This window comes from Mucilaginibacter sp. FW306-07-L, from assembly GCF_058782065.1.
This window is the reverse complement of the sequence record NZ_JBYSXI010000001.1, coordinates 846,558-872,810: the sequence shown is the minus strand read 5'-3', so window position 1 is coordinate 872,810 and position 26,253 is coordinate 846,558. Positions and strand designations below refer to the sequence as shown.

The following is a 26,253-nucleotide window of genomic DNA, read 5'->3' as shown; positions in this document are numbered from 1 at the left end:
TTGCTATTTAATACTTACCTACGATAACTTTGTAAAAGCTATCAAAATTCAAGTAATGATTAGCCAGGTGCTGTAATTCAGCGGAGGTTACGGCTTTTACCTTCTCGGTATATTGCCTGTAATAATCGAGCCCGATACCGGCGAAATACACATTCTTGAATTTATCGGCATGAGAGAAAACATTCTCCAGGCTGCCCAGCAGTGATCCAAGCATATAGTTTTTTACCAAGGCCAATTCATCATCGGCTATCAGTTCGGTTCTTAACAGGTTAAGCTCCTTTTCAATTTCGGCAACGGCGGCTTTGCATACATCGGCCCCTACTTCGGAGGCGATGAACCATAGCGCGTTGTGTTTTAACGAACTGATACCTGAGCCTATACCATAAGTATAACCTTTATCTTCACGAATATTAGCCATCAGCCTTGAACCGAAGTAACCACCCAAAACGGTATTTAATACCTGCAAAGCCGGAAAATCCGGGTGTGTGCGGTTAACCGCAGGCACGCCTAAACGTATGGCTGATTGCAGGGCATCAGGCTTTTCGGTATAATAAAAACGTTCAGTACTTCGCACTACTTCGGGCTGGGTGGTATCTGCAGGTTCGCCTTTGTTTTCCCAGCTACTGGCAAATAATTCGTTAATCATATTCAGGGCCTGCTCCTCTATCTTACCGGCCACGATCAGCGTACAGTTATCCGGGCGGAACATGTGTTTATAATGTTCCAGCAAGTCGGCACGGTCAAGCGCCTGGTAGTCGGCAGCCTCGCCTGCAAAGCCATAAATGGTATCGCCGTTTAAAGCCTTGTTAAAAACCCGGCGTGCAACCACATCATTTTTTTGCAGGCTAACCTGTAGCTTTTGCTGCTGGTTACGCACGTAAGTTTCAACTTCTTTTTGAGGGAAGATGGCGTTGGTTAAAACTTCCTTCACCATAGGCAGCGTTTCGCGCAAATGTTTGTTAAGGCTAAACAGCGTAACCTGCGATTGATCAAACCCATACTCGGCCTGTAAAAAAGCACCGTAAAAATCAACTTTATCAGCAATCTGCGCCGAGGTGAAGTTTTGCGTTCCTTCGGTAAGTAAAGCCATTACGGCCTGGTTTAGCAATGGTTTTTCCGCGTTAAAACGCAGATTGCCAAATATCCATTCCATGCGTAATAACTCCTGATCGCCATTGTTAAAGCAAAAAACATTGCAGCCATTGGCCAGCTTAATATGCTGCGGCTCAATCAAGTTAATATCGTTTATAGCCCTAAATTCAGGCGCTGTACTTCTGTCTATATTAGTCATTGGGTCATTGGTCATTAGGCAATCGTTATTGGTGATTAATAACTGTTGTTATTAACTGCAAACTATTCACTGTCAACAGCAAACTGCTCACTGTCAACTGACCGCTCGGCCAGGTAAATTAATGTTGATGAGTTATCTTTCCTGAAAATAGCATTGGCCTGTTCCCTGATCTGTGCTGCGTCAACAGCTAAATACTTTTGGGTTTCCCGGTTCAGCATATCGGCATCACCCAGTAATTCAAACCAGGCAAGGTTCATGGCCTTTTCAAGCAGCGCCATCTCTGAGAATACCATGGTCGATTCCGTTTTGTTCTGCACCTTAGTCAGTTCATCGGCGGGTACATCTTCATTTTTAAGCCGGTCGAGTTCCTGCCAAATAGCAGCCTCGGCAGCCTCTATGGTAATGTTCTCCAAAGGCTTACCCTCTAACACAAACATGCCCTTATCTAAACTGCCGGTTATGTAAGCATGTACTTCGCTAAACAACTGTTTCTCTTTAACCAGGCTGCGGTATAAGCGCGATGAGTTACCACGTGATAGGATGTCAGACATTAGTTCGGCCGCGTAATATCCTTCATCCAGCCTGCCACACATCTGGAATGCGATGTACACATCATTAAGCGGCACCTTTGCGGTAACCGTATCGCGGCGCTCTTCGTGCTGCTCCGGCTCAACAGGCAAATTGCGGTTGTATTTTTCGCCGGCAGGTATCGCCCCAAACCATTTTTCGGCCAGTTGTTTTACCTGTTCGGTATCTACATCGCCACCAACTACCATAATGGCGTTTTGCGGGGTGTAATGTTTTTTAAAGAAAGCCTTAACGTCCTCGATCTTCGCATCGGCAATATGGGCTATTTCCTGCCCTATGGTTGCCCAACGGTAAGGGTGCTGTTTATATACCAGCGGACGCAACTTTAACCATACATCGCCATAAGGCTGGTTCAGGTAGCGCTGTTTAAACTCTTCAATAACCACATTGCGCTGTACTTCCAGGCTTTTTTCGCTAAAGGCGAGGCTCAGCATCCGGTCGCTTTCCAGCCAGAAGGCCGTTTCAAGGTTGGCCGATGGCAGGGTGATATAATAATTGGTTATATCATTGCTGGTAAAGGCATTGTTTTCGCCACCTACGCGCTGTAAAGGTTCGTCATAAGTTGGAATGTTAACGGAGCCGCCAAACATCAGGTGCTCAAACAAATGGGCAAAACCTGTTTGGCCGGGGTTTTCATCGCGTGCGCCAACATCATAAAGTATATTAACCACCGCCATGGGTGTCGTGTTATCTTCGTGAACAATTACCCGCAGGCCGTTGCTCAGTGTAAAACGGTTGAATTTAACCATGTATCAGTATCTATCAGTTTTTCAGAATGCGGTAAAGGTATAATTTTTAGGTATTGCAGCACTGTTTACTTGTTTTGATTTTGTAAAAAAACAACCAACCATTTAACAGCGGCTTTAACTGTAGTTTATATTAAGAAAAACCATAAGCCTTTAAACAAGTTTTATAAATAAATTACAACTATACCACCGTAATGATCATAAAAAAAGCAAGCCAAACTATACCATATACCGTTTTCAATCACCATTGGCTTATACTGATAGCCAGTGTTTTAGTTTTATTGGGCTATAGTGAAACTATCAAAGCGCAGGTTGCCCCTGCCGATACGGTTAATACCATACCTGATACTTTACTTTTTAAGATACAACAGGCACAGGCCGCCATTACGGATATTAATTCGGCCAATAAAAAAGGGTACCGTATTGATGGCATAAGCAGCGGATTGGAGGATGTTAACAAAAGTATCGCGCCGGTAAAAAGCGACCTCGCCGTTACTAAAAAAGTAATTGATACCAAAAGCCTGCTGAGCTATAACTTGATACTAAAGGATGCGCAATCAAAACTAACCGACTGGCAGGCCCGGTTAACCAAACTAAACAGCGACCTGCAAAAACGCGCCGATAAGGTGGTAGAACTTAGCAACGATTCGCTGCTGAATGTTGACAACCGGGATACCACACAGAAGAAACTTTACGAAGCCCAGCTACGCGATATAAAACTCAGGCTGCAAGGGGCAGGCAAGGTAACATCGGCCGGGTTAGATACCGTTAGCCAGTTACTGGCTGATGTATCGGCAGTGTACCTTACGGTGAATGATATGCAGAGCACTATTGACGAGCGCCTGCAACAATCCGGACGAAGCGCGCTGGGGCGTGAGGCACCTTACATTTGGTCGGCACCGGTAAAAAGCCAGAATAATGACCTGCTTAAACTGATCAGATCATCCTTTGAGGGACAGAATAAAATATTAGGTTACTTTTTTGATTCCTCGTGGGATAACCGGGTGCTATTGCTGCTTACCGGCATTGCATTTTACCTCTGGGTGTTCAGAAACTTTAAAAAAACAAAGCAAGCCGCCCTGCATGATAAGGTAGGTGAGCTGAGTTTTAAATACATCAGGCCCTACCCTGTTTTAGCTACCCTGATACTTGTATTGAACATAGCGCCGCTTTTTGAGCCTGATTCGCCATCCTTATATATCGAGCTAACACAATTTCTGTCATTGGCGGCGTTAACCGTTATGTTCTGGAAACATCTCGATCCTAAGGACTTAAAATACTGGTTGTTTGTGGTGGGCCTTTACGTGGTGATCGTGCTTTCTACCTCTGTAGTGCAGGATGCTATATGGATGCGCCTTTGGTTAATGGGGCTAAATGTTTTCGCTATTTACACCGGCATTTATTTTATCAGGAGGTTAAGTAAAGAGGGTGTGGCCCCAAAACTTACCAAGCCGGTGCTGATCATATTTATATTTCTTAACGGGCTGGCCGTATTGCTGAATATTTTTGGCCGCATAAGCCTGGCAAAGGTTTACAGCACCACGGCTATAATAGGCTTGACCCAGGTTATTGGACTGGCTGTTTTTATACAGATATTGAGTGACGCGCTCGAACTGCAAATAAAAGTTAGCGCCTGTTCCGATGGTTTGTTTTCACGCATTAGTGTAAGCCGGTCGCGCGCTTCATTTAAAAAAGCACTTACCGTGGTTGCCGTAGTGCTTTGGTTGCTGGTGTTTATGATAAACCTGAGCATTGCCGGTGGTGTGTATGCCTTGGTGCAGCAAATACTGATAAAAGAACGCGCCTTTGGCAGCGTAAAGTTCACGCTGAGCAATGTGTTGTTCTTCGCGGTAATTGTTTACCTGGCCAATATGCTGCAAAAGCATGTGGGCGTGCTGTTTGGCGAAGGTAGTAGCAGCAGTAATCTGGCCGACAAGGTTGAACACAAAGGTTCAAAGCTCGCGCTGATCAGGCTGGTTATTATTATAATAGGTGTATTGCTGGCTATAACGGCATCAGGAATACCTATTGATAAGCTAACTGTAGTTTTGGGTGCGTTATCGGTAGGTATTGGTTTAGGGATGCAGAACATTGTAAACAATTTTGTATCAGGCATCATATTGATATTTGAAAAACCTTTTCGTATCGGCGATTATATTGAGCTGGCTGATAAAAAAGGCAAGGTGCAGGATATTGGTATACGCTCCAGCAAAATGCTTACCCCTCAAGGCAGCGAAGTGATCATTCCAAATGGCGATCTGCTCTCCGGCCGCCTGGTGAACTGGACGCTAAGCAATGATTACCTAAAAACCGAGATCATTTTTAAAGTAGGCATTGATACCGATATTGAAGCCATTAAAAAGATAATTGAAGAGGAAGTAGAGAAAGTAGACGACAGAGTAAAAAACCTGCCGCCCGAGCTGCTTATCAACTCATTTGGTGCTGATAGTATTGAACTTAAAGTATTGGTTTGGATCAATAATATTTATGCCGAGGCAGGCTTTAAAAGCCGTTTATTGCAGCAACTGCTTAGCCGCTTTAAAGCTATCGAGGTAAAAACCATGTAGCTATTTTTTTGCCGGTTGAGATGAACCACGAACTACCAGGTCGGTATGTAAAATAACCGATTGGTTTTTGGTGCCTGCGCCATTATTGTTCAGCTTATCCAGCAAAATGGTAATGATGTGCTCGGCCATATCTTCAATAGGCTGGGCTACCGTAGTTATTTGCGGGGTATGTAGCTCAAAAGCGTCCGAATCATCAAACGAAATGATGGCTATATCCTCAGGAATGCGGATGCCCAGGCTATGCATAATTTTTATACCATAAGTAGCATCGCGGTTGGTACCAAACAGTATGGCATCAATACCCTTGCGCGATTTAAGGAACGCGGTGATGGATTCTGTAAGATCATCAGCGAAAGGTAATTCCTTGATCAGTTGTTTTAAACCATGCTCCTTTAGCGCCATTTGATAGCCTTTTATGCGGTCAACCATTTGGGTTTGATCGTTAGCGAAGGTAATAAGCGCGATATTTTTATAACCCTGCCCTACCAGGTATTGCGTGGCATTATAAGCGCTAAACTGGTTGTTTACCACCACATAATCCGTATCAATGGTCGGCAGGTAACGGTCAAACAATACTACGGGCATTGATTCATTTAACAGCGAAGTAATATCATCCTCAACACCCTCGGGCGGAGCAATAATGTAACCATCAACATGCCTGTCGCGAAACATGCTGATCATGTCCTTCGTTTTTTGTGTATCGTTATAAGTACTGCAATAAATTATTTTATAACCATTTTTATAGGCCTTATCCTCAATTAAGCGGGCAATAGTGCCAAAAAACGGGTTTGATATATCCTCAACGATCAGGCCTATGGTATTTGATTTACCGGTACGTAAACTTTTGGCCAGCGAATTAGGTTTATAGCCAACTTCCTTAACGTATTTAAGCACTTTCTCAACCATGTCGGCACTAATGCGCTTCTCTTTGGCTCGCCCGTTAAGTATAAATGATACTGTGGTTTTTGATATATTAAGGTTATTAGCAATATCAACAATAGACAGCCTTTTCTTCGACATTGAATTGGAATTAGATCTTATAATAATTAATCAGGTTGAATGGCTATCAAGATTTTATAGGAGCAAAGTGATTGATATTTGCCGCATTGAAAACCATGAATAAAGCCACTTGTTCAAAAATGCAAATAATTAAATAATATTAATTAACATCTGCCACTTTTCAAATCGATTGCAAAATATACACTTTAAAGCAAACTTTAATAATTATTTAAAAAGCATCAGGTTACTATAATTTAACTCACGTACATAAGCGGATACCAACATTAAAAATGCAGGCCCAATGAGATGTAAGGTATGGCACCCTCGCGCGAAAATCCCATCATGGCCTCGATAAGTACCAGTCGCGCGGGTATCACGTATAAGCCACCGCCATAGCCCACATGGATCTTGTTTGAATCCTCTCCCGGCGACCATACCCGCCCTGCATCAGTAAAGCCTATTAAGCCAACTGAGCCCGGCAACAGGTACGAGTTAAAATCAAACAATTTAACGCGGGTTTCCAAATCGTTGTACAGCATGGTTTCGCCGGTAAAGCGGTTGGTGTGGAAGCCGCGCAGGTTTGCCAAACCACCCAGCTTCACTTTTTGAAAGTATTCGGCATCACCAAATATTCGCCCCCCGCCGGTGCGGTTAATAATTACCCATACCGAGTCACGATCCGGATTGATAACAAACCCAAACTCCGATTGTAACTGCAAATACTTGTTATGCCCGCCGCTTACCCCGGCATAGCCGGAAAAGGTGGTATTCCAAAACATACCTTGTGTTGGTATTAATGCCTTGTTACGGGTGTCCAATTGGGCATTAGTTATAAAACCTGCATAAGCCCTGTCTGCAAATACTTTTTGATCTGGATTTTGCTGGTTGTACAGGTTTAAAAACTTACGCTCGTTATTATCCTGCGACGCGGTATAAAATTGCCCGGCAAGCCCGGCGCTGAAACGCCAGTTATTTATATTCTGGTAGAGTGACACATCACCGGTTATCAGATCGTACCGGTTACGGTAGTAACCAATTTCGCGTCGGCCTCGGTTTATAAAAACACTCTCATTGCCCAGGCCAAAAAAGTTGCTTACGTTGTTTGGCCCGCGTGCCTTAAAGTTTACCATCAGGTTAGTGTTGCCAAAAACCTTTATAAAATTGCCGGTATAAGTAAACACAAATGATTTACGGGCCAGCGAATATTCTGTTAAAAATTCGTGCCGGTAAGCATACGGCTCCTTACGGAAACCATGCTTCTCGTACGAAAAGCCTCCGATCAGTGAAATGCCCTTATCAACCCCGTAATTGGCCAGGGTAACAATAGCAAACCTGTCATACTTAAAACTTTCCCTATCGTACCGGTTTACCGAACTATCCGAAGAAAGTCGCAGCTTGGCTTGCGAACGCGGTGGCAATACGTTGCTCTCCTGTTTCAGATCGTAAACATAGATATTGCCTTTGTTGTGCAGGCTATCGGCAATGCGCACGGTATCATTACCGGTACCGGCCACAATGCGCAGCTTTATTTTTGAAGGATTTGATCCGGTTATATCAAACCGGTCGCTGTTATCAAAACCGTAAAGCCTTACCTCATGGGTTACATCAGGATAAAAGGTGCGTTTGTAAGTAGAGTGGTCAACACGGCCATCCTTTTTTATTTTGTTAACAGCCACTTTCAGGCTGCCATCAGCATAGTTGGTTATGGTAAAGCCATCGTGCTTATCGGTGGCGGGTATCTCTATGTATTTTGATATAAAGCGATAATATTCCAGCCCCTGCGCCATCAGTTTATTACGGCGCGATATAAAATTGGCTACTATCCTGCTGCCGGATATTTTGTAAACCGTATCGGGCATTCGTTTAACCGCGGATGTGATCAGTTCATCGGTCAACGTTTTTTGCACGTAGATTATCTCTTTCTTCCAATCTTCTTCATCAAGCTGATTCAGAAAATAGCGGTCGAAGTAGCGGGCCTGCACGTTCCACCCCTTAATATCCCTAATATGATCGCCATAGCCCTGAAACTTGGAGGATAACCATTGGTGCGATACGATCCACGGAAACAAACCATCGGTATAATAAAATACCTGGTCGCGGTCGCGAGGCACGGGTTTATAAATATCTCCCTTTTTGCCCTCGGTTTTTTCCCAGCGCCATTGGTCTTCGTGGCGGTCCCAGTCGCCAATCAGCATATCCAGCAGGCGGGCGCGTAACACCAGTTTTTCGTCAACCTTATTATCGTTATCGTCACGTATCTTTTCCTGTACCTTATCGGTATTATAGGTTTTCTCCGCATCAAGCGGTTCGCGCTCTTCCAGTAAAAAAATCTGGTTGGCAAAATCCTTCCGGTATTCACCCAAGCCTGCATCATCGGCTACATAAACAATCTCCGGGTTAGCATGAGGAATACCCAAAGCCGATGCCAGCGGCGGTACTGTTAGCGCGCTAAACGGGTGCGCTGATGATACCTGATCCTGTAGAATATCCTTGGCTACGGTTTTTTTGAGATTTTCGGGCAGTTTGCGGTCAGGGTATTTTTGCAGTGTTCGCAGTACCCATTGCTGGCCGGTACTATCCTGCAAGCGTAACGAGCGGGTTTGCATACCGCCGCCTAACTGTAGTATTTTTAAACCACCCTTTTCGGTAGACAGATGGATGATACGCAACTTAACAGGTGCCGCCCATATTGCCCGGTTGTGGTTCCCTAAAAAAAAGCGGTGCAGTTTGCTTACTTGGTTATACTCAGGCGCGATAGCTATGGTAATGCTGTCGGTACCTGTGCTTTGCTGCGCCCGCAACTGCATCGGCACAAAAAACAAAAGCGCAATGAATAAAAGGATATGATAAAGTTTATTCATTGCGCTTACTTGCCTGTTTCTAATGCAATTCTAATAAATTTATTCGGTATCAATATACTTAACCGCTGCGCGGATGGCTTTCAGGCCTGACACGCCTTGTAATTCTTCCAGTTCCAGTTGCTCTACCTCGCCGGTTAAAAAGCCTTGCTCCTGTAAATACTGTATGTATTCCAGGTATTCTGCCGCTTCCTGCTGGTTAAAATATACCAGCGCCACTTTGCCGGGCTGGGTAAGGCGCTCGGTGGTGCCTTTTACCAGTACCTTATCAATGCGTTTCTTTACTACCTCGTAGCGAATGTTGTATGCTCCCTCCACATCAAAACGGCGTTCATCATTCCTAAAACTGATATTGATCGGGTTAGAATGGATAAATATCATGTGCGTGGTATGCAGCGGCTTAATCATTTTTTTTGCCAAGCCAGCGGTTAAGCGTGCAATTTCAACCATAGAGCGTACCTGCCACAAACGCAGGTTTTTAAGATACACCTGGTTAAAAGGCCTTTCGGGAGCTATGGATTGGCCGATGTAAATATCATACTCAACCCCGTCTGTACGGAATTTGCTGAAATAGCACGGGTACGACTTCTGTAGCATGGCCTGCGCCTTTTCCAGGTAATGGCTTACCGATGTGTTGATCAGTTGCATGGAGGCTTCTAATTCCCGGCGCTTTTGGTAAGCCACACCGCTCTCTTCACGTACCGAATTAAAATACTCATTAATTACATGCGCCGTATCGGGGTGCCCCGTGCGGATGTGTTTAAGCAGCGGGTCAACCTCATTATCTAAAAACGCGCGCAGCATCACCTCGTCATTGGTATTGGTGTACTCGCTGATGCGTGATTCCCACTCCTCCACATTGTAGATCAGCTTGTCGATAATACTCATCTCCACCTGGCCTTTTACGCTTTTGAGTGTTCCGCATAGCACGCTTAGCAGTTGCTTCAGGTCTTCCTGTAAAGCAACGTTGCGTTCAATGGTAGAGTTGCGTATGTCAATAGCACCAAATAACGGGTACATATCCTCAAACACTACGGTATCAATTACCGGTATGCGGTCGCTGTTCTTAAGGCCCTTTAAATAGTTAAGGGCAACTTCGTTAAACTTCCATTGTACAGAAGGTTGCAGGGCGGTAAACTTGTCTTTTAATATGGAGTCGATAGCGGTATTGAAACGGTCAATACTATATTGAAATAACTGTGCCAGCAAGGGTATAGCACGCTGTAACTTTGATAGCAGTACCTCATCAATAATCAGCTCCTTTTTAGAGTGCAGTTCCATGGTACCGGCAAGTTTCTGGTTGTAATAGATAGGGATGAGCGTGTAAGCGCATATACCTGCTTTTTTAACAATGCGCAGCAACACGTTATCCATGGCCTTTTCATCCGTAATTTTAGTGTAGATGATGGGGCGTGGATTTTCGCGATACTCCTCAACCAGCGCATACATTACCTCTTCAGCAATGCCCGCATTTAAAGCGGCTTCAAATAATATGCTGTCCTTACATTCCTCACTGTCAAATACCAGCTTATCATTTATGGTTAAAAAAGGCATTACGCCAAACTCAATATCACTGTTACCGGCAAGGGTTTTAAGCGATTGTATTACCTGTGGATAGGCTGTGCGTTCATCGGTATGTTCAACCAATATGGAGCGCAGGTTATCAATGGCCCGCGTCATGGTTATATCCGTAACCGTGAGTATGGTAAAACCCTCCAGCCTGAACAGGTTTAAGGGCAGCAGTTCAATCAGTAACTCCAGTTCCTTACCCTCATGCATCTGCTCACCAATGGCTTCAAAATCAAGCACAGGCAGCTCACCTTCCACAAAAACATCAATAAAGCTGGTATCGGCATGTATGCTGAAATACTTATTAATGTTAGTTGCCGGATCGGTATAGGTCAGTACCTTTTCATCCTTAAATATGGATGTGAAATTGTAAAACCGTTTTAATATAAGCTGGTAAATAAACTGCAGTTGCTTTTTACGGATATGGTCTTCCTCATCCTCAAACCCTTCTACATGGGCTACATGTGAGTTACTGGTGTAAAACTCAAAAAAGGCATCGGTACTAAAAAATATCTTATCGGGCACGGGCGTGCTCATGGCCCAATAAAATTCCTTCTCGCTGGCAACAAGCGGCGTAAGTATGGTATAAACCAGCACCAGCGTTTCCTGATGCTTATTCAGATCAGCAACTTTTATAATATAGTCGTCGGCCTCCAGCGCGCCGAGCTTTTCCAGCAAAAATCTATAAAACTGCGCCTTAATAGGGTGCTCGGTTCTTAACCGCTCGTTAAGGTGGTTTACCAGCGGTTTAAAGGATAGCCTTGTTTCAACCTGGCAAACAACGCATTGGTCCTGGTTTATTTCAAGTATTTCGGTGTGCATTTTTTTGGTGTGTTATCTTTAATATCTAAATTTCATAGATATGTAGGGGTACCAGCCTTCGTCAGAATGCCCGGCAACTAACTGTACCACAGCCATACGTGCCGGTGCAAAATATATGCCGCCGCCGTTACCTATGTGCCATTTATCGCTTTGCTCGCCTTTTTCCCAAACGCGGCCAACATCAAAAAAGCCGGTTATGCCAAATTGCCCGGGCAAAATGTAACTGGCAAAATCGCCCAGTTTAATGCGCAGCTCCAGGTTGTTATAAGCACTGTGCTGACCGGCAAACCTGTACTGGCGAAACCCTTGCAGGTTTTGAACACCACCCAGAAAGAGCGATTGGTAGAAAGCCGTTTTACCGATGGTAACACCGCCGCCTATCCTATCGGCAAGTACTATTGAGCCGCTGGCGTTCAGGCTTTTATAAAAGGCCACTTCGGGCAGTATTTGTATGTACGATTTTGAATAGCTGTTTAACCCTGCATATCCCTCTACTTTTATATTTACTACATTGCCCCATGTTGGCAGTATAGCATTGTTGCGCTTATCACTTATAAAATTAAATACCACCCCGGCATGCACCTTATCCTTATCAACGGTAGCACTATCATACGAGCCGATCAGTGAAGTGTTGCTTATAAAGCGGCCTGCATTGTCGTCACGGTCAAGGCGATAGTATTGTAATGACGGGCCTATACTTACTGATGTACCCGGCGAGGTGCGCCACCTCAGTGCCGGATCGATCTCCATTGTATTATACCTGGTACGGTAAAAGCGTTTCCAGTTGCCAACCCGGTCAAAATCAGTTTCGTTGCCACGGCCAAAAAAGTTGGCTGTATTATCGGGGGCTTGTATTAATGCCTGCAAAGTTATGTCGGCTTTGCCAATTGCTTCCATCCACTCGCCGTTATATTTTATGCGGAAAGCTTTTGTTGCAAATGAATGACTGACCATAAGCTGATGCGAATCATTATAAGGCGCTTTACGGAAACCTTCCTGATGTATATACTTGAAGCCCAGGCCAAAAATCAACCCGTCATCAGCATTTAAAGCACCTGTTGCCAGCGGTATCAGCCGGTTATATAAATCAACAGCTACAAAGGACGTATTAGCGCTATCAGCCCGCAGGTGTTTTTTAAAGCGGGAACTATCGCCTTTAAAGGTAATGTTGTTGCCTTTGTTATATAGCGGGATGCTTTTGGTGGTATTGGCTATTTCATAAACCTTATCGCCCTTTTTGCCGATAACCCGCAGCTTTATAGGCGATGTTTTGTTGTCGATAATAACATGGTCATCACCATCCTCCACATATAACCTGATCTCTTTAGTGATTTTACGATCATAGGTGTTGCTCATCAGCACGTCCTCGGTTTTGCCATCCTTATTTATTTTTTTGATGATTACTTTAAGCGAACGGGCGGTATCGCCGGTTATTTCAACCAATTCATTTTTATCGGTGGTGCGTATGTCAACTATCTTATAGGCGAATTTGTAATATTTAGCCATGGCGGCCGGTATATTATTTCTGCGCTGTTTTAGCTTAGCCAACAATTCGTTGTGGCGAATGGCATATATTTCGGCGGGTAACCTTTTCAGGCTCGCTTCCAGCACCTCATCACTTTGGGCAGCTACAAACTCCGTAGCCATATTCATCCATTCCTGGTAAGTGAAGTGTGCCTGCGGATACATATTCAGGAAGCGTGATTTAAATATCGACCATTTAACATAAGGGATATCATCATCAAAACCTTGTAAGGTAGGTACTACCCATGGCAAACCTGCTATGCCCGGAAACAGACCTTCGTTTACGTACAAAGCCTGGTCACGGTCGCGCGGAACGGCGGTATAAACAGTATTATCGCCTTGTTTCTTTTCGGCCCAGCGCCATTGGTCTTCGTGGCGGTCCCAGTCGCCTACCAGCAGATCAAGCATACGGGCACGCACAAATTCACGGCTATCAAACCTGTTGTCGTTATCCTTATTAAGCGCTTTAATAGTTTTTACCGTGTTTTTTGATTCACCTATCGGCTCGCGCTCCTCAAGTAAACACACCATATTGTTAAATATACTGCCGTATTTACCCAGGTTTTGGTCGGGCGATACCACGCCTATGATCGGGTTGGCATGAGGTACTTTCGCGGCATCGGCCATGGGCGGTATAATTAATGCCGAATACGGATGCTGCGCACTCATGGCATCGTTCACCCAGTCCTTGGCAAAAGTTTCCTGCAATTCGCCGGGAAGCACCTTTTCAGGGCTTTTTTCAACGCTGCGGAGCACCCATTCCTTGCCATCCTTATCAACCAGGCGTAATGACTTTGACTGGTAGCCACCACCCAGTTGCGTTGGCTTTAAGCCACCATGTATTTGCGACAGGCGGATAACAGGTAACCTGGTAGGCTGTGCCCATTCCTTACGGTAGTTTTCACCAAAAAAGAAACGGTGCGCGCTGCCGCCTTTATTATACTCCGGCCTAACGGCAACTGCCATGCTATCGGCAGCTATCGGCTTAGGTATGGAGTCGCGGTAATTTACGGGTAAATAAGGCTGTGTGTAGGTAAAAGCCTGCTTTACTACACCATCAGTAAAAATATAATAGGTGAATACCATGCTTTTATCCTGCATCATATCAGCCGTAACATAGCCTTGCGTAGCATCGGCAAAAAGGGCATGTTTGCCTTTTTTAGCGTAAGTACGCTTGGCTCCTGCTCCGCTTACTACCTGCGTAAGTTTTTTACTCTTGATGAATTGTAAGCCATGCTCATGCCCTGCTACATGGATCAGATCAGGGTAGCCGTTAAATACCTTGTCAACCTGCTGTATCATGTTTTTGTACAGCGGATGCCCCGTATCTTCAGGATTGGTGAACAGCGTACGCAGCGCAGGGTACAATGAGCCGATTACCGGCAGCGGTATATAGAGGTTTTTTTTAACGGCCGTAAGCGGAAATATATGATCCTTTAACGAGTAATATCCGCCGTGCGTGCCATAAGTTTTAAAGGGATGATGCGATGCCAGCAATATGGTTTTGCCTTTGTTTTTATCAAACAACTGTTGCATACGGGCAATAATATCCTGGCGGTTATTACAGTCGCATTCGGCATCAGGGTTGTCCTTGCTGTACGGAAACAGCCACCACTCACTATCAAAAGCAATAATGGTTAAATTATCGGTCAGGTTTATCTCTACTGGGTCAGGACAGCCATCGCGCGGAACCAGTTTAAGCAGGCTATCCTGCTGAGCATCTAAAAAAGCCCACTGCTGTTTTATTTTGGCCAGTCCCTGCGGCCCCATCCTGTCCCAATCGTGGTTACCGGGCACAAAGTATACCGGCACGCCTTTATCCCGAAAGGGTTTGTACTGCGACCGCAGTATTTCTTCGGTTTGCTTTTGCTCCGGGCTGCCGGGCAGGCCCATACCATGCGGATAGATATTATCGCCCAGGTACATAACCATGCTTTTACCGGGCAGGGTTTGCGCGGTAGCATGGGCAAGCACCGCGCCCTGCTGTGTATCCATTTCGCCGGCATCACCAATAAAAATGACCCGGTAACTTACCGGGCCTTTTTGTGCAATGGCGTTATGTATGCTAAAAATTAATATTGATAGTATAGTGAGTTTTAATATCGTAGTAAAGTTATTGCGCATAGGGCTTTGGTGTAGCATAGTAGCGTTTAAATAATTTTCGGTTAAGCCAATGGCTTGCATAACCCGCTCCTATCCCTAACGCCGCTCCACCTAATACATCTGAGGGGTAATGTTTACCTAAGTACATGCGTGAATACCCTACTGATGCCGCCCAAGCATAGGCAGGCACCGTTACGTACCACTTTTTATATTGTAATGACATGGTTGTTGCCGTTGCAAAAGCCAGGCTGGTATGGCCTGATGGCATTGACATATCACTTGTTGGCGATACCGGATAGATCATATTCGGATATTTATCACCAGGGCGCGTGCGGTTAAATGACCGTTTCATCAAATCAGTAACCAGCATATTGGCACCCAAACTCATAAACAGATCCAATGAACTGTGCTTCGCCTTTTCATCACCGCTTATCAACCCGTAAATGAGCGAGCCCGCCGGTACAGCGGCACCTGCCCAGTAAACCGAATTACTGGTATTTATCCAGTATTGTGATGTCGGCCTGTCCGGATTGATCTTGTTCAGCAGGTTAGCATCCCAACCCTGGGCACAAACCGGCTTACAAAATGTTATTACAGCAGCAAAAATAAACAGCAAAAAACATTTAAGCATTACACGATATTTTTAATTTACTTTAAATATACAAATTACCTGGTATATACAAATTTAAGCAGCATACCACTGCCCTTACCACCTTCGTTAGAAATGTAAAGGTTGCCCTGCCTGTCAAAAGCCATACCTTCAGGCTGCGGGAATAGTGAACGGTTAAGCGGATAAACAGCCTTAACTTTCCAGTTACCATCAGTTACCACCACCATTTTATTGATGGATGACAGCACATACCACTCATTGGTAAGCGGGTTTTTAGCAAGGGCCGAAGGCATGAATTTTTCCTTCTTCTTTTTCTTTTTATCGCCGGTTATAGCCGCTATCTCCTCGGTTGATATGCTGAACTCACCTGCCTGTTTTACGTTAGCACCGGCCGAAAGGTTGAACTTATAGCCGTTAGTAACGTTCATTTTTTTGTCAGCTTTGCTGCTTTTGGTAATGATGTATAGGGTACCTGTTTTTTCGTCGGCATACATGCCTTCATATTCGCCTTTTGGCAATATATTATCTATCGTTTTTACCGTGGTAACTTTACCTGCTTTTAACTGCGTGAAGGGAAAGATAAACAACACGCCATCACTACGCAGCATAATTACCTGCTCGCGGCAAATGGCTATATCTTCATAATCTCCGGGGCCGCCAAATTTAGTTGCGGTTACGTTTTTGTCGCCGGGTTTAAAATGATATACGTTACCGCTTTCATCCTCCTGCGCATACACCATTGACGGATCGCCTTTGTAAAAGGCATGGCCTGATATTTCGGTAAGGCTGGCCGGCATAGCAAATTTTTGAGGTTTTGACAGATCGTAGCCCGGCGGGTTTATCGCGGCCTCCTTTTTTTGCATGCACGAAAAGCTGATGAATACCAGCGACAATACCAATAGAAATACGGTTTGAAATTTAAACTCTTTATACAACTGCTTCATTCTTTAAATAATTATAAATGGCTAACTGCGATTGCACCGCGTCGCCATGCCTTTCAACCAGCCTGTTGTTCATATCCTGATCGATGTAAACCGCCTGTACATTGTCCTGCAATTGCAGGTGGATGAGATACAATATCTGCGCCTTGATACCGGCATCATACACCGGGAAACACACCTCTATACGGCGATAAATGTTACGGTTCATCCAATCGGCTGAGCCCATGTAGATCTCCTGCCGGCCACCATTCTCAAAAATAAAAATCCGTCCGTGCTCCAGGTAGCGGTCAACAATGCGGCGCACTTCAATATTTTCACTCATTCCGGCAACACCCGGCACTATACAGCATATTCCCCGAACGATCAATTGTATCTTTACTCCGGCGAGTGAGGCATCATACAATTTATTAATGAGCACCTTTTCTTCCAGGTTATTTATCTTGATGATAATGGATGCCGGCAATCCTTGCTCCGCATTCGCTATCTCCCGGTCAATCAATTCCAAAAACCGCCGTTGCAGGTTAAACTGTGACACCAGTAATTCACCGAACGGGATCAGATCCGCTGAGGACGGTTTTTGCCTTTTGGTAAGGAACAATAGCAGCAACTCCATCTCGCGCGTTAAGGCCGGGTTGCTCGTCATCAAAATATGATCGGTATAAAATGATGCCGTGCTCTCGTTAAAGTTACCTGTAGCTAACAGGCCTGTATATTTTATCCTGTCGCCTTGCCTGCGTTTTACCAGCGCCACCTTGGCATGTACCTTGAGTGCCGTTATGCTGTAAATAATCCGCACACCGGCATCCCTCATCTTCCGGGCCCATTTAATGTTGTTAGCTTCATCAAACCGGGCCTTCAACTCAATCATTACGGTTACCTTTTTACCGTTTTTAGCCGCGCTGATGAGCGCGTTTACAATTTTGGATTCCCTGGCTACGCGGTACAACGTAATGTATACCTCCTCCACATCTGGATGGGTAGCGGCTTCGTTAAAAAAACGTAAAATGCTATGGTATGATTGATACGGAACGTTTAATAGAACGTCCTGCCCGTCCAGATATTGCAGCAAGGTAGTATCACCCGGAACATCCGGATAAGCAGCAGACGGCCAGCGCTTATAACTAAGCCCGGCATTTTTAACCGGAAAATCGGCAAAGTCCTTTAAGTTATGATATCTGCCCCCTTCAACACTTACGGCATTGGCCAGGCCAAGCTGTTCAGTAGTCAGGTTTAAGCTATGTAAAGGTATACCCGGCTCAAATAAAAATCGGGTAGCCAAACCCTGATCGCGCTTGTTCAATTGCTTCTCTACCTGCTCGGCAATATCGCTGGTGTATTCATCTTTCAGGTCGAGTTCCGCATCGCGGGTTATCTTAAAGCTATAGCAACCTTTAATAGTTTTACCCGGAAAAAGCAGGTTAAGGTTAAGCCGCATAATATCATCCAGAAAGAAAACCGCGGTTTCGCCATCCCTATTGGTGGTGTAAAAGCGCGGCACTTTGTCTGACGGGATATTAACAATGGCAGTTTCAAGTTTGCTGCCTGCCTCAAAGGTCACCAAAAAATAAAGCTGGTTGTTTTGAGGGAAAAAGTTAATATCGTTAACGCCGGCATAAACCGGCTGCAAAAAGCCCAGCACATCACTATAAAAATAAGCGGTAAGCAGCGGCTTATACTTATCAGGTATATCCTCGTTATAAAACAGGTGTATGTTATTCTGCTTTAGTGCGGGTATAATTTGCGATAGCAGTGTTTTGCCAAAAAGCTGTTGCTGCGCCAGTATGGTATTACGGGCTTGCTGCAGGTTGGCGGTGTTAGCGCCGTCGCCATCGCTGGTAATTTTTTGCAAAGCAGCCAGCACGGGCATGCGTACGCGGTAAAATTCATCCAGGTTTGATGAAAAGATGGACAGGAACTTGATGCGTTCCAGCAGCGGCACTTCTGCTTTGGTAGCCTCGGCCAATACGCGCCCGTTAAATGAGAGCCAGCTCAGGTCACGGTCGTTAAATAAATTGTTATTTGCCATTAACTATCGAGGCGATAATGTAAGCTAAAACCGACACGATCAATCCGAACATAAAGATGTTGTATGAAATGCGCAGCAGGCGGTACTTTTTACCCAGCACCACACCCTGCGAAAAATTGTCGCGTATCAGGTTGCCATACAAAAACTCTTTGTCCTCCATTAGCTGGAACATACCGGCACTGTATTCATCCAGCGACATGCGGTAAAAATTACCGAAGAAAAGCAGGTTTACATCCTTGTTTTTCAAATTTTCCAATGTAAAGCGCCCATCAGGTATGGATGGGCGCGTTGCCAGTATGGAAAAGGTGATGGTAAGCAAGCTTATAGAGATCAGCATAACAGTAGGTATCAGAAAGGTACTGTCCTGATCCAGCTTGCGAAGCACCAAACTGATAATTGCCGATAGGATTATCGAATTTACCGTAATCATGATATGCGCCTTATTATCAGCCATATCGCTCAGGCGCTGGTGATTAGTTGAACTGATTCTGAACATGGTTTCAATACCACGCTCGGGCCTATCCTTTTTCTTTTTCTCCGGCTCGTCATCCCCTTTCTTGGGTTCAGGTTGCTTATCAAACACTACCATATCCTGCCCTTTGCTGTCACTTTTTGATTGGCGTTCTTTGAGCTCGGCGAGATTTTTACTTTTCTGATCATCAAGTAGCAACCTGGCGTAATCAGTAAAGTAATGGTGGCTTTCCATCAGTTCGATGGTTTTTTTGCGCCAGTCGGTCTTGTTTATATCCTTATGGCAAAACAACAGCATTTCCTCACGCAACTGCCTGCTGGTTTTACGCTGATCGGCCGTACCCAGGTGAAACAGGTCCGCATCGCACATAATTTGCTCCAGCAACCCGTTGGGGTTTTGCGGCATTTTGGTGGCCATTATCACGCCCTGAATTTTAGCGATTATTGCCTGGTCAACACCTTTATGTTTCAGATGTTCAGTAGCGGCCTCGGCGCTGCTTTGCTCATGCTTTGAAGCATCGATCATATAACCCATATCATGAAACCAGGCGGCGGCTATCACTATAAAATAGTCCTCATCATTAAGCTGGTAATGGTTGGAGATCTGCATGGCGGCAGCAACCACATTTTTGGTATGGTTAAGGTTATGGTATACCAGATCGGGATTTTTATGAGCATGAAAATAATTGGTTACATGCTCTTTTACCTCGTCCAGCAATTGTTTGTAGTTCATGTGTGTTTGGTCAATAGTATTATAAATATCGCTTATTACTGTGTTTATACAAAATAAGGACGGCGTATTAACGCCTATAAAGATATTTTATTCTATTGATATTATTTTTCAGACTTAACCCTGACATGGTTTTATGGCCGGCAATAGTTTGTTTAGCAAAGCTGAGCCGCATGAGATGCGGTCGCGCTATATCTGCCAAATAAAACATTTTGCTGTTTCTGCTGCTTTATGAATATACATAAACCATAGAACCATGAACAAAGTTACCGGAATTATACTCATCGTTATTGGCGCTGCCATGCTGATATGGACAGGCTTTACCTATACAAAAAAGGAAAAAGTGATAGATGCCGGGCCGATACAGGTATCGGCAGATAAGGAAAAAACAGTAAGCTGGCCGCCTTACCTGGGTGGTGTGTTGCTGATAGGCGGCATAGTTATAGTAGCCACATCAAAAAAATAAAGCACGTTTATAACAGAAAGGCACTTGGTAAAGGTGCCTTTCTGTTATACTGAAAAAACATATTAATCTAAACCACCTTTACGGGTTGGTGATGTTTGTTCAGGCCATTTTGTTTGTTCGCCGGTGCGTGGGTTAATCGGCATTACACTCTTTTCGTTTGATGTTTTAGCCGGATCTTCGCTGGCCATGTAAGCCAGTATAGCGGCTAACATCGCGTTTTTACGCAGGTCGTCAAAAACTATTTTATCATACGTATCGCGGTTAGTGTGCCAGGTGTAGGTACCGTATGACCAACTGTTTGAGCTCAATGAAAATGCCGGGGCACCTGCCGCTACAAATGAAGCAAAATCAGACCCGCCACGACCCGGCGCGCCAGGGAATGAGGTTTCAATTTGGGTACGGATACTGTCAGGCACTTTACTCAGCCAGCGGCCCAGGTAATCATAAGCATTTAAAAAACCCTGGCCACTCAGGTTAATTACCCGGCCGGTACCGTTATCCTGGTTAAATACCGCCTGTATATTTTTCACGATCTCGGGATGATCCTCAACAAAAGCGCGAGAGCCGTTAAGGCCTTGCTCCTCGCTACCCCAATGCCCTACCAGTATGGTACGTTTCGGGTTGGGATATATTTTTTTCAGGATGCGCATAGCCTCCATCATGGTAAGAGTACCGGTACCGTTATCGGTCGCGCCGGTGCCGCCGTCCCATGAGTCGAAATGGGCTGAAAGGATCACGTATTCATTTGGCTTTTCACTTCCTTTAATTTCGGCAATGGTGTTAAAGGTTGGTACTACGCCATGTTCTTTTGATTCGGTTTGTACGCGGATCTTAGGTTTGTGGCCTGATTCTATCAAGCGGAACAACAGGCCGTAATCCTCAAGCGCCACATCAATGGTTGGCACTTTTTTAGTGTAAGCGCCAAATATTTTATCCACGCCGAAACCAGCCGACCAATTATTGATCACCACACCGGCGGCACCGGCATTTTCAAGCGCTACAGGCAGCGTACGGCCTGTATAACCTGTTTTGCGTATACGTGCGGCCCAGGCTTCGGTTTGCGCGGTACGTTCCTTTTTCATTTTTTCAAATGATTCGGGCGTGGCAAACTCCTTCCAGTTATAATCAGGCCTGCCGGTTGGCTGCGCCATGGATATTAAAACAAATTTACCTTTAACCGTGGGCAGCCATTTTTTAAACGCTACTGAATCGGCTAAATCAGGAATGATCACCAGTTCGGCAGTCACACTCTTTTTCATACCGGGGCTCCAGGCCAATTGGGTAGCCTCAAGGGTATGCACACGTGGCGAAACCATATCAATGTGCGATATTCCACGTTCCCATCCGCGCCACTCTCCCCATTTTTCGTTACGGGCGGCTATGCCCCAGGTTTTATATTTTTCAACTGCCCAGTTATTGGCCTGCTGCATTTGCGGCGTGCCTACCAAGCGTGGACCTACCACATCAAGCAACTCGTGGGCAAGATTTTTTAGCTGCGAATTTTCGTTAGCTTCTTTTACTATGTTATCTACAACGGCGTCCCTGGTTTGGGCATAGGCGGTGTAATTGCACAACGTGCCTGTAATAAGCAATGCGGACGCAAGGGCTTTGGCCGGTTTAAAGTTGAGGTCAGTTAGTTTCATGGTGTAATTTATGAAGTTTTAAAATTACACCCCGTATGCAACAGGTATTTTACTAAAAAAGCTCCCCGTTTCCGGAGAGCATCACATTTAAACCGCTATAAAGAACGGGTACCTAAATTATGAAGATGGTTTACCTGTAATCAATATTATGCCGATTTGTAAAACTTTTTAAAGCATTTGCTGCACTTGTAATGGCGCATATTACCCGAAAACAGCAACTTTACTATTTTACTCCGGGGTATGCGGTCGCAATGCTCAGTGTTACAACGCGGGCAGGTAACAGGTGATTTGGTTTTAAGGGGGCTGACCTTACCTGTTAAATTTTGCTCGTCATTTAATAAATTCATTTATCAATAGTTTATTAGTACCCAAATGTGGGTAATTACCATTTAACAAAACAGACATTTAGCTTAACAAAACAGACAAAAAGAAAAAAACGAAACCGCCGTTTCAATATTAACTCACACTAAATCAACAGGAAACAAAACGGACACACCAAAATTTAAAGTAACTCATTAACATCACGGCCGTAATGTGCTTTAAAAAGTTTAGAGAAATAAGCAGGAGTATCAAACCCTGCGGCATAAGAGATTTCGGCCACGGTACGGTACTTTCCGCTATCAATTGCTTCGCGCGCTATTTGAAAACGGATAGCCCTGATGTATTTATTTGGCGTAAGGCCGGTAATTGCTTTTATACGCCGGTTTAACTGCCGCTCGCTGATGGCCAGTTCATCACTCAGCATAGCTATGTTGAGCCCGGTTTTACCCACATGCTTTCGTACCAGTACTTCCAGTTCAGCCAGCAAGGCCAAATCAGCGGGCGATGAGGTAAATTCTTCAGTTAGCTCTTCATCTGCTTCACCGGCTTGTACCATTACATTTTCAACCGTACGGTTTAATACATTATGGAGCAAGTTAGCTACCCGGGCCAGTAATTCGCTGCTTAAAAAAGGCTTGGTGATATAATCGTCAACCCCAATGGTTAATGCCTTTAGTTTATTCGGTGCGTCGGCAAGCGCGGTAAGCATTACTACCGGTATACGGTAATAAGTTTCATGTTTTTTAAGATGCTCAAGCAAGGCGAAACCATCCATCAAAGGCATCATCAGGTCAGATACGATCAGGTCCGGACGCTTCGGCATAGCTTCTAATTTATCGAGCGCTTCTTTACCGTTATTAACAGTAACCACGCGATACAGGGGCTTTAGTACGGAGGCGATGTAATGCGCCATCTCCGTATGATCTTCCACAACCATAATGGTAAAAGTGCCCGGTGTGTGGGCTACCATTTGTTCATCACCGTCAAATATGCTTTTCTCCTGTGTATCCGGCACTTCATCCAGCATAGTTAAAGGCAGGTTAACCTTAAACACTACGCCACGTCCCCAATCATTTTCAATTTCGATGGTACCGCCAAGCAACTCGGTAAACTCGCGCGAGATGGCTAAACCAATACCCGTGCCACCCTCTGCGGTAATTTTTGCCCCTTGGTAATAGCGGTCAAATATGCGTTTCAGGTCGTCGGGATGAATACCTGTACCTGTGTTGGCTACAGTAAACTCAAAATTACCGCCTTTGGCTTTCGCGTTAATGTATATACCCCCAAACTCCGGCGTAAACTTTACAGCGTTTGATATCAGGTTATTAATGATCTTTTCCAGTTTTTCGCGGTCAATCTCCACAATCAGGTTATCATCAATATTACAGATGATGGAATACCTGATCTGCCGGTGTTCGGCAGCGGAAGCGAATCCCTGATAAAGCATTCTTACAAAAGGTAATAAATGCACCTTTTGCAGGCGAACAGGCAAACTACCGGCTTCTATCTTACCTAAATCAAGCAACTCGTTTACCATGCCCAGCAATTTTTTGCTGTTACGCCATACGGTCTCCAAATGAACGGCCCGCTTTTCTTCACTCAGAATTTTTTGATTCACCAAAACATCCAAAGGCCCCATAATCAAGGTAAGGGGTGTACGCAGTTCATGGCTGATGTTGGCAAAAAAGCTGGTTTTCATAGCATCTAACCGCGCCAGTTGCTGATGTTCTTTATTAAGCAGTTTAGCCTGGCGCTGTCGTTTTAAATAATACCAGCGGTAGGCGATTACAAAACCAACAATAACAAGTATTACTATAATAATACTAAAATTACGCTGCTGTGTAGCCAGTTTTGCTTTAGCCTCCTCAACCAGCAGCCGCTTATCCAGCTTGTACTTTTCATTGAGTTCGGTAGCGGCGTTGGTAAGCCCCAGGCTGGCAATGGTATCGCTCAGGTCACGGTAAAGCTTAAAGTATTTTAAGGCCTGTTTGTAATCCTGTAAGCCCTCGTACGAATCACTTAACCGGTTATAAATATTCCGCTGCATCATACGGCTGGTTTGCGCGTCGGACTGTAAAGACAAAGCTTTTTCAGAAAAAGCGATACTTTCCGTAAATCGCCCCTGATCATTACGCAGTGTAGCCAACTCATTCAGGGCATGTTTTTCAATAGAAGGGTAATTTTCACGATGGCAGATCTCAACCGCTTCAAGTAATGCTTTGCTGGCCCTATCATACCGTTTTTGCATTTCGTAAAGGCGGCCAAGATTACTTAAATAACGGGCGCGCTCAAAGCTGGTAAGCCGGTGCACGTAGGGTTCCTTTAAAATCAACTCCATATACTCCACAGCCTTGGCTATGTTGTAGGTGGTTTGAAATGTGCGTTGCGAATAAACATTTGAAAGTGTACTAAGCGCGGATATATACATCGCGGTGTCTCTGGCGGCTTTCATATCGGCAGCGGCCTGCTGCGCATGGTTAAGCGCTTGTGCCGGGCGGTTCATTGAACGGTAAATATCGGCTATACAGATGTGGCAGTCGGCCCCTAAACGTTTCCATTTATGCTTTTCAGCATCTTTTAATGCTTTAAAAGCTATCTGTAACGCTTCCAGTTCCTTACTATGCCTGCCCAGCATATAGGCAACCATAGTTGCGGAGCGGATATACACAAATGAATCTTTAGGCATTACCAGGCGGTTTGCTTTGCGGGCCAGGTCAAGCGCCTGCAACTCATCGCCATTCATATATAAACAGTATGACTTGGCGTAGAGCGCCCTGCCTTCGTATGAGTGATCCTTACGTTGCCTGCCTAAGGCTATCTGTTGATCGGCGTAAGCCATAGCCGAGTCCGGGTCTTTAATGCTTTTGATCTTTTTTACCAGCGTATCAGCAGATATCTGGGCAATAGCTCCTACGCATGCAAATACCATCAGGGTAATTACAGCAACAATTAAAAAAAAGGGATAGGGGTAATTGCGCACAACTATAAGTGGTACTAAAGTACAAATTAAACACGCATATTATTATAAAACTTATCAATAAAAGAAAGTTAATTTTCAATATTGATAATTATAAATGAACGACCTATAATGCTTAAATCATATGATGCCCTGAAATGTTTAGTAGCTTTGCGGCAGATGAACGAACAATCAACAATAAGTGTTTTAGGTTGCGGCTGGTATGGATTGCCCCTGGCCAAATCATTAATTAAGCTTGGTTACGTAGTAAAAGGCTCTACTACCACTGCTGATAAACTGGCTGTTTTGCAGCAGCATGGCATTAAACCCTATCTTATTGATCTAAGCGATACGGCTTCAAACCAAGATACCGAATTTTTTGAGTGTGATATTTTATGGATAGCCATTCCGCCCAAAGTGCGAAGCGGTGGCGGTGGTGATGATTATATTAAAAAGATACAGCAGGCAGTTAGCTTGGTTAACAATAGCCCCGTAAAGCATGTAATATACATCAGTTCAACAGGTGTGTATGCTGACAATAACAGCATCGTTACTGAACTCGACCAGCCCGATGCTACAACAGATTCGGGCAAAGCGGTGTTAGCTGTTGAAAATTTACTAAAGCAAGAAAAAGGGTTTGATACCACCATCATCCGTTTTGGCGGTTTATTTGGGCCGGGGCGCGAAGCAGGCCGTTTTTTTGGTGGCAAAAAGGAGATACCCAATGGCCGGGCTCCGGTGAACATGATCCACCTGGATGATTGCCTGGGCATTAGCCATGCCCTGCTGCAGCAACAAGCTTTTGGCCATACCTTTAATGCTTGCTCGCCGCAGCACCCACAAAAGGCAACCTTTTACCCCCTTGCCGCCGAAAAGGCAAACCTGCCCAAGCCTGAGTTTTTAGATGAACTGAAAGAATGGAAACAGGTAGACAGCGTTAATGTACCTGAAATATTAAAGTACTCCTTTAAACACAACCTGCTATAAAACAGAAAGCGGGCTTTCGCCCGCTCTCCTCTCAC

15 protein-coding genes are annotated in these 26,253 nt (G+C 44.7%); 3 read left to right on the top strand and 12 right to left on the bottom strand.

All coding sequences use genetic code 11. From position 1 onward, the window contains the following. Positions 1-7: 7 nt before the first annotated feature. Positions 8-1,306: a M16 family metallopeptidase gene (locus tag AC3WJC_RS03950; RefSeq protein ID WP_492397769.1), complete on the bottom strand. Its 1,299-nt coding sequence runs from the start codon at positions 1,304-1,306 to the stop codon at positions 8-10. Positions 1,307-1,353: 47 nt separating this feature from the next. Then, positions 1,354-2,628, bottom strand: a complete 1,275-nt coding sequence (locus tag AC3WJC_RS03945) for a M16 family metallopeptidase (protein WP_492397768.1) — start codon at positions 2,626-2,628, stop codon at positions 1,354-1,356. 191 nt (positions 2,629-2,819) lie between these two features. Between AC3WJC_RS03945 and AC3WJC_RS03940 the strand changes: the two genes are divergently transcribed. Further along, complete coding sequence (locus AC3WJC_RS03940) at positions 2,820-5,192, top strand: mechanosensitive ion channel domain-containing protein (RefSeq protein ID WP_492397767.1); 2,373 nt, start codon at positions 2,820-2,822, stop codon at positions 5,190-5,192. Here AC3WJC_RS03940 and AC3WJC_RS03935 read toward each other — a convergent pair whose 3' ends face one another. From AC3WJC_RS03935 to AC3WJC_RS03900, 8 genes are all read right to left on the bottom strand, one after another. Continuing rightward, a complete protein-coding gene (locus AC3WJC_RS03935) occupies positions 5,193-6,212 on the bottom strand; it encodes a LacI family DNA-binding transcriptional regulator (RefSeq protein ID WP_492397766.1) in 1,020 nt (339 codons plus the stop codon). Between the two features lie 263 nt (positions 6,213-6,475). Beyond that, the gene (locus AC3WJC_RS03930) at positions 6,476-9,052 is read right to left on the bottom strand and encodes a BamA/TamA family outer membrane protein (protein ID WP_492397765.1); all 2,577 of its coding nucleotides are present in this window, start codon (positions 9,050-9,052) and stop codon (positions 6,476-6,478) included. A 39-nt stretch (positions 9,053-9,091) separates the two neighbouring features. Beyond that, the gene (locus AC3WJC_RS03925) at positions 9,092-11,440 is read right to left on the bottom strand and encodes a hypothetical protein (protein WP_492397764.1); all 2,349 of its coding nucleotides are present in this window, start codon (positions 11,438-11,440) and stop codon (positions 9,092-9,094) included. Between the two features lie 18 nt (positions 11,441-11,458). Next, positions 11,459-15,106, bottom strand: a complete 3,648-nt coding sequence (locus AC3WJC_RS03920; protein WP_492397763.1) for a BamA/TamA family outer membrane protein — start codon at positions 15,104-15,106, stop codon at positions 11,459-11,461. Continuing rightward, positions 15,078-15,698: a phosphatase PAP2 family protein gene (locus AC3WJC_RS03915; protein ID WP_492397762.1), complete on the bottom strand. Its 621-nt coding sequence runs from the start codon at positions 15,696-15,698 to the stop codon at positions 15,078-15,080. Before AC3WJC_RS03915 ends, AC3WJC_RS03920 begins: the two co-directional genes overlap by 29 nt. A gap of 35 nt (positions 15,699-15,733) precedes the next feature. Further along, entirely contained in the window at positions 15,734-16,621 is an 888-nt protein-coding gene (locus AC3WJC_RS03910; protein WP_492397761.1) for an SdiA-regulated domain-containing protein, read from the bottom strand. Next, a complete protein-coding gene (ppk1, locus tag AC3WJC_RS03905) occupies positions 16,605-18,644 on the bottom strand; it encodes a polyphosphate kinase 1 (protein WP_492397760.1) in 2,040 nt (679 codons plus the stop codon). The genes AC3WJC_RS03910 and ppk1 overlap by 17 nt, the downstream gene beginning before the upstream one ends. Beyond that, positions 18,634-19,848, bottom strand: coding sequence for a Pycsar system effector family protein (locus AC3WJC_RS03900; RefSeq protein WP_492397759.1), 1,215 nt, complete (start codon positions 19,846-19,848; stop codon positions 18,634-18,636). The genes ppk1 and AC3WJC_RS03900 overlap by 11 nt, the downstream gene beginning before the upstream one ends. 253 nt (positions 19,849-20,101) lie before the next feature. Between AC3WJC_RS03900 and AC3WJC_RS03895 the strand changes: the two genes are divergently transcribed. Continuing rightward, complete coding sequence (locus tag AC3WJC_RS03895) at positions 20,102-20,311, top strand: hypothetical protein (protein ID WP_492397758.1); 210 nt, start codon at positions 20,102-20,104, stop codon at positions 20,309-20,311. 62 nt (positions 20,312-20,373) lie between these two features. Here the strand turns inward: AC3WJC_RS03895 and AC3WJC_RS03890 are convergent, their stop codons facing one another. Both AC3WJC_RS03890 and AC3WJC_RS03885 read right to left on the bottom strand, forming a co-directional pair. Continuing rightward, on the bottom strand, positions 20,374-21,954 hold the full coding sequence (locus AC3WJC_RS03890) for a M20/M25/M40 family metallo-hydrolase (protein ID WP_492397757.1): 1,581 nt from the start codon (positions 21,952-21,954) through the stop codon (positions 20,374-20,376). Between the two features lie 502 nt (positions 21,955-22,456). Then, positions 22,457-25,204 (bottom strand): ATP-binding protein, encoded by a 2,748-nt coding sequence (locus AC3WJC_RS03885; protein WP_492397756.1) that lies wholly within the window; start codon positions 25,202-25,204, stop codon positions 22,457-22,459. 159 nt (positions 25,205-25,363) lie between these two features. Here AC3WJC_RS03885 and AC3WJC_RS03880 point away from each other — a divergent pair, with 159 nt between their 5' ends. Then, positions 25,364-26,218 carry an SDR family oxidoreductase gene (locus tag AC3WJC_RS03880; protein ID WP_492397755.1) on the top strand — a complete coding sequence of 285 codons (855 nt, stop codon included), beginning with the start codon at positions 25,364-25,366 and terminating at the stop codon, positions 26,216-26,218. The last annotated feature ends 35 nt before the right edge of the window (positions 26,219-26,253 follow it).

Coding starts and splice junctions, on each gene's coding strand:
- AC3WJC_RS03890 (WP_492397757.1), bottom strand. CDS start 21,954: ATGAAACTAACTGACCTCAACTTTAAACCGGCCAAAGCCCTTGCGTCC.
- AC3WJC_RS03880 (WP_492397755.1), top strand. CDS start 25,364: ATGCTTAAATCATATGATGCCCTGAAATGTTTAGTAGCTTTGCGGCAG.
- AC3WJC_RS03925 (WP_492397764.1), bottom strand. CDS start 11,440: ATGCACACCGAAATACTTGAAATAAACCAGGACCAATGCGTTGTTTGC.
- ppk1 (WP_492397760.1), bottom strand. CDS start 18,644: ATGGCAAATAACAATTTATTTAACGACCGTGACCTGAGCTGGCTCTCA.
- AC3WJC_RS03920 (WP_492397763.1), bottom strand. CDS start 15,106: ATGCTACACCAAAGCCCTATGCGCAATAACTTTACTACGATATTAAAA.
- AC3WJC_RS03940 (WP_492397767.1), top strand. CDS start 2,820: ATGATCATAAAAAAAGCAAGCCAAACTATACCATATACCGTTTTCAAT.
- AC3WJC_RS03915 (WP_492397762.1), bottom strand. CDS start 15,698: ATGCTTAAATGTTTTTTGCTGTTTATTTTTGCTGCTGTAATAACATTT.
- AC3WJC_RS03885 (WP_492397756.1), bottom strand. CDS start 25,204: ATGGTATTTGCATGCGTAGGAGCTATTGCCCAGATATCTGCTGATACG.
- AC3WJC_RS03910 (WP_492397761.1), bottom strand. CDS start 16,621: ATGAAGCAGTTGTATAAAGAGTTTAAATTTCAAACCGTATTTCTATTG.
- AC3WJC_RS03895 (WP_492397758.1), top strand. CDS start 20,102: ATGAACAAAGTTACCGGAATTATACTCATCGTTATTGGCGCTGCCATG.
- AC3WJC_RS03945 (WP_492397768.1), bottom strand. CDS start 2,628: ATGGTTAAATTCAACCGTTTTACACTGAGCAACGGCCTGCGGGTAATT.
- AC3WJC_RS03935 (WP_492397766.1), bottom strand. CDS start 6,212: ATGTCGAAGAAAAGGCTGTCTATTGTTGATATTGCTAATAACCTTAAT.
- AC3WJC_RS03950 (WP_492397769.1), bottom strand. CDS start 1,306: ATGACCAATGACCCAATGACTAATATAGACAGAAGTACAGCGCCTGAA.
- AC3WJC_RS03930 (WP_492397765.1), bottom strand. CDS start 9,052: ATGAATAAACTTTATCATATCCTTTTATTCATTGCGCTTTTGTTTTTT.
- AC3WJC_RS03900 (WP_492397759.1), bottom strand. CDS start 19,848: ATGAACTACAAACAATTGCTGGACGAGGTAAAAGAGCATGTAACCAAT.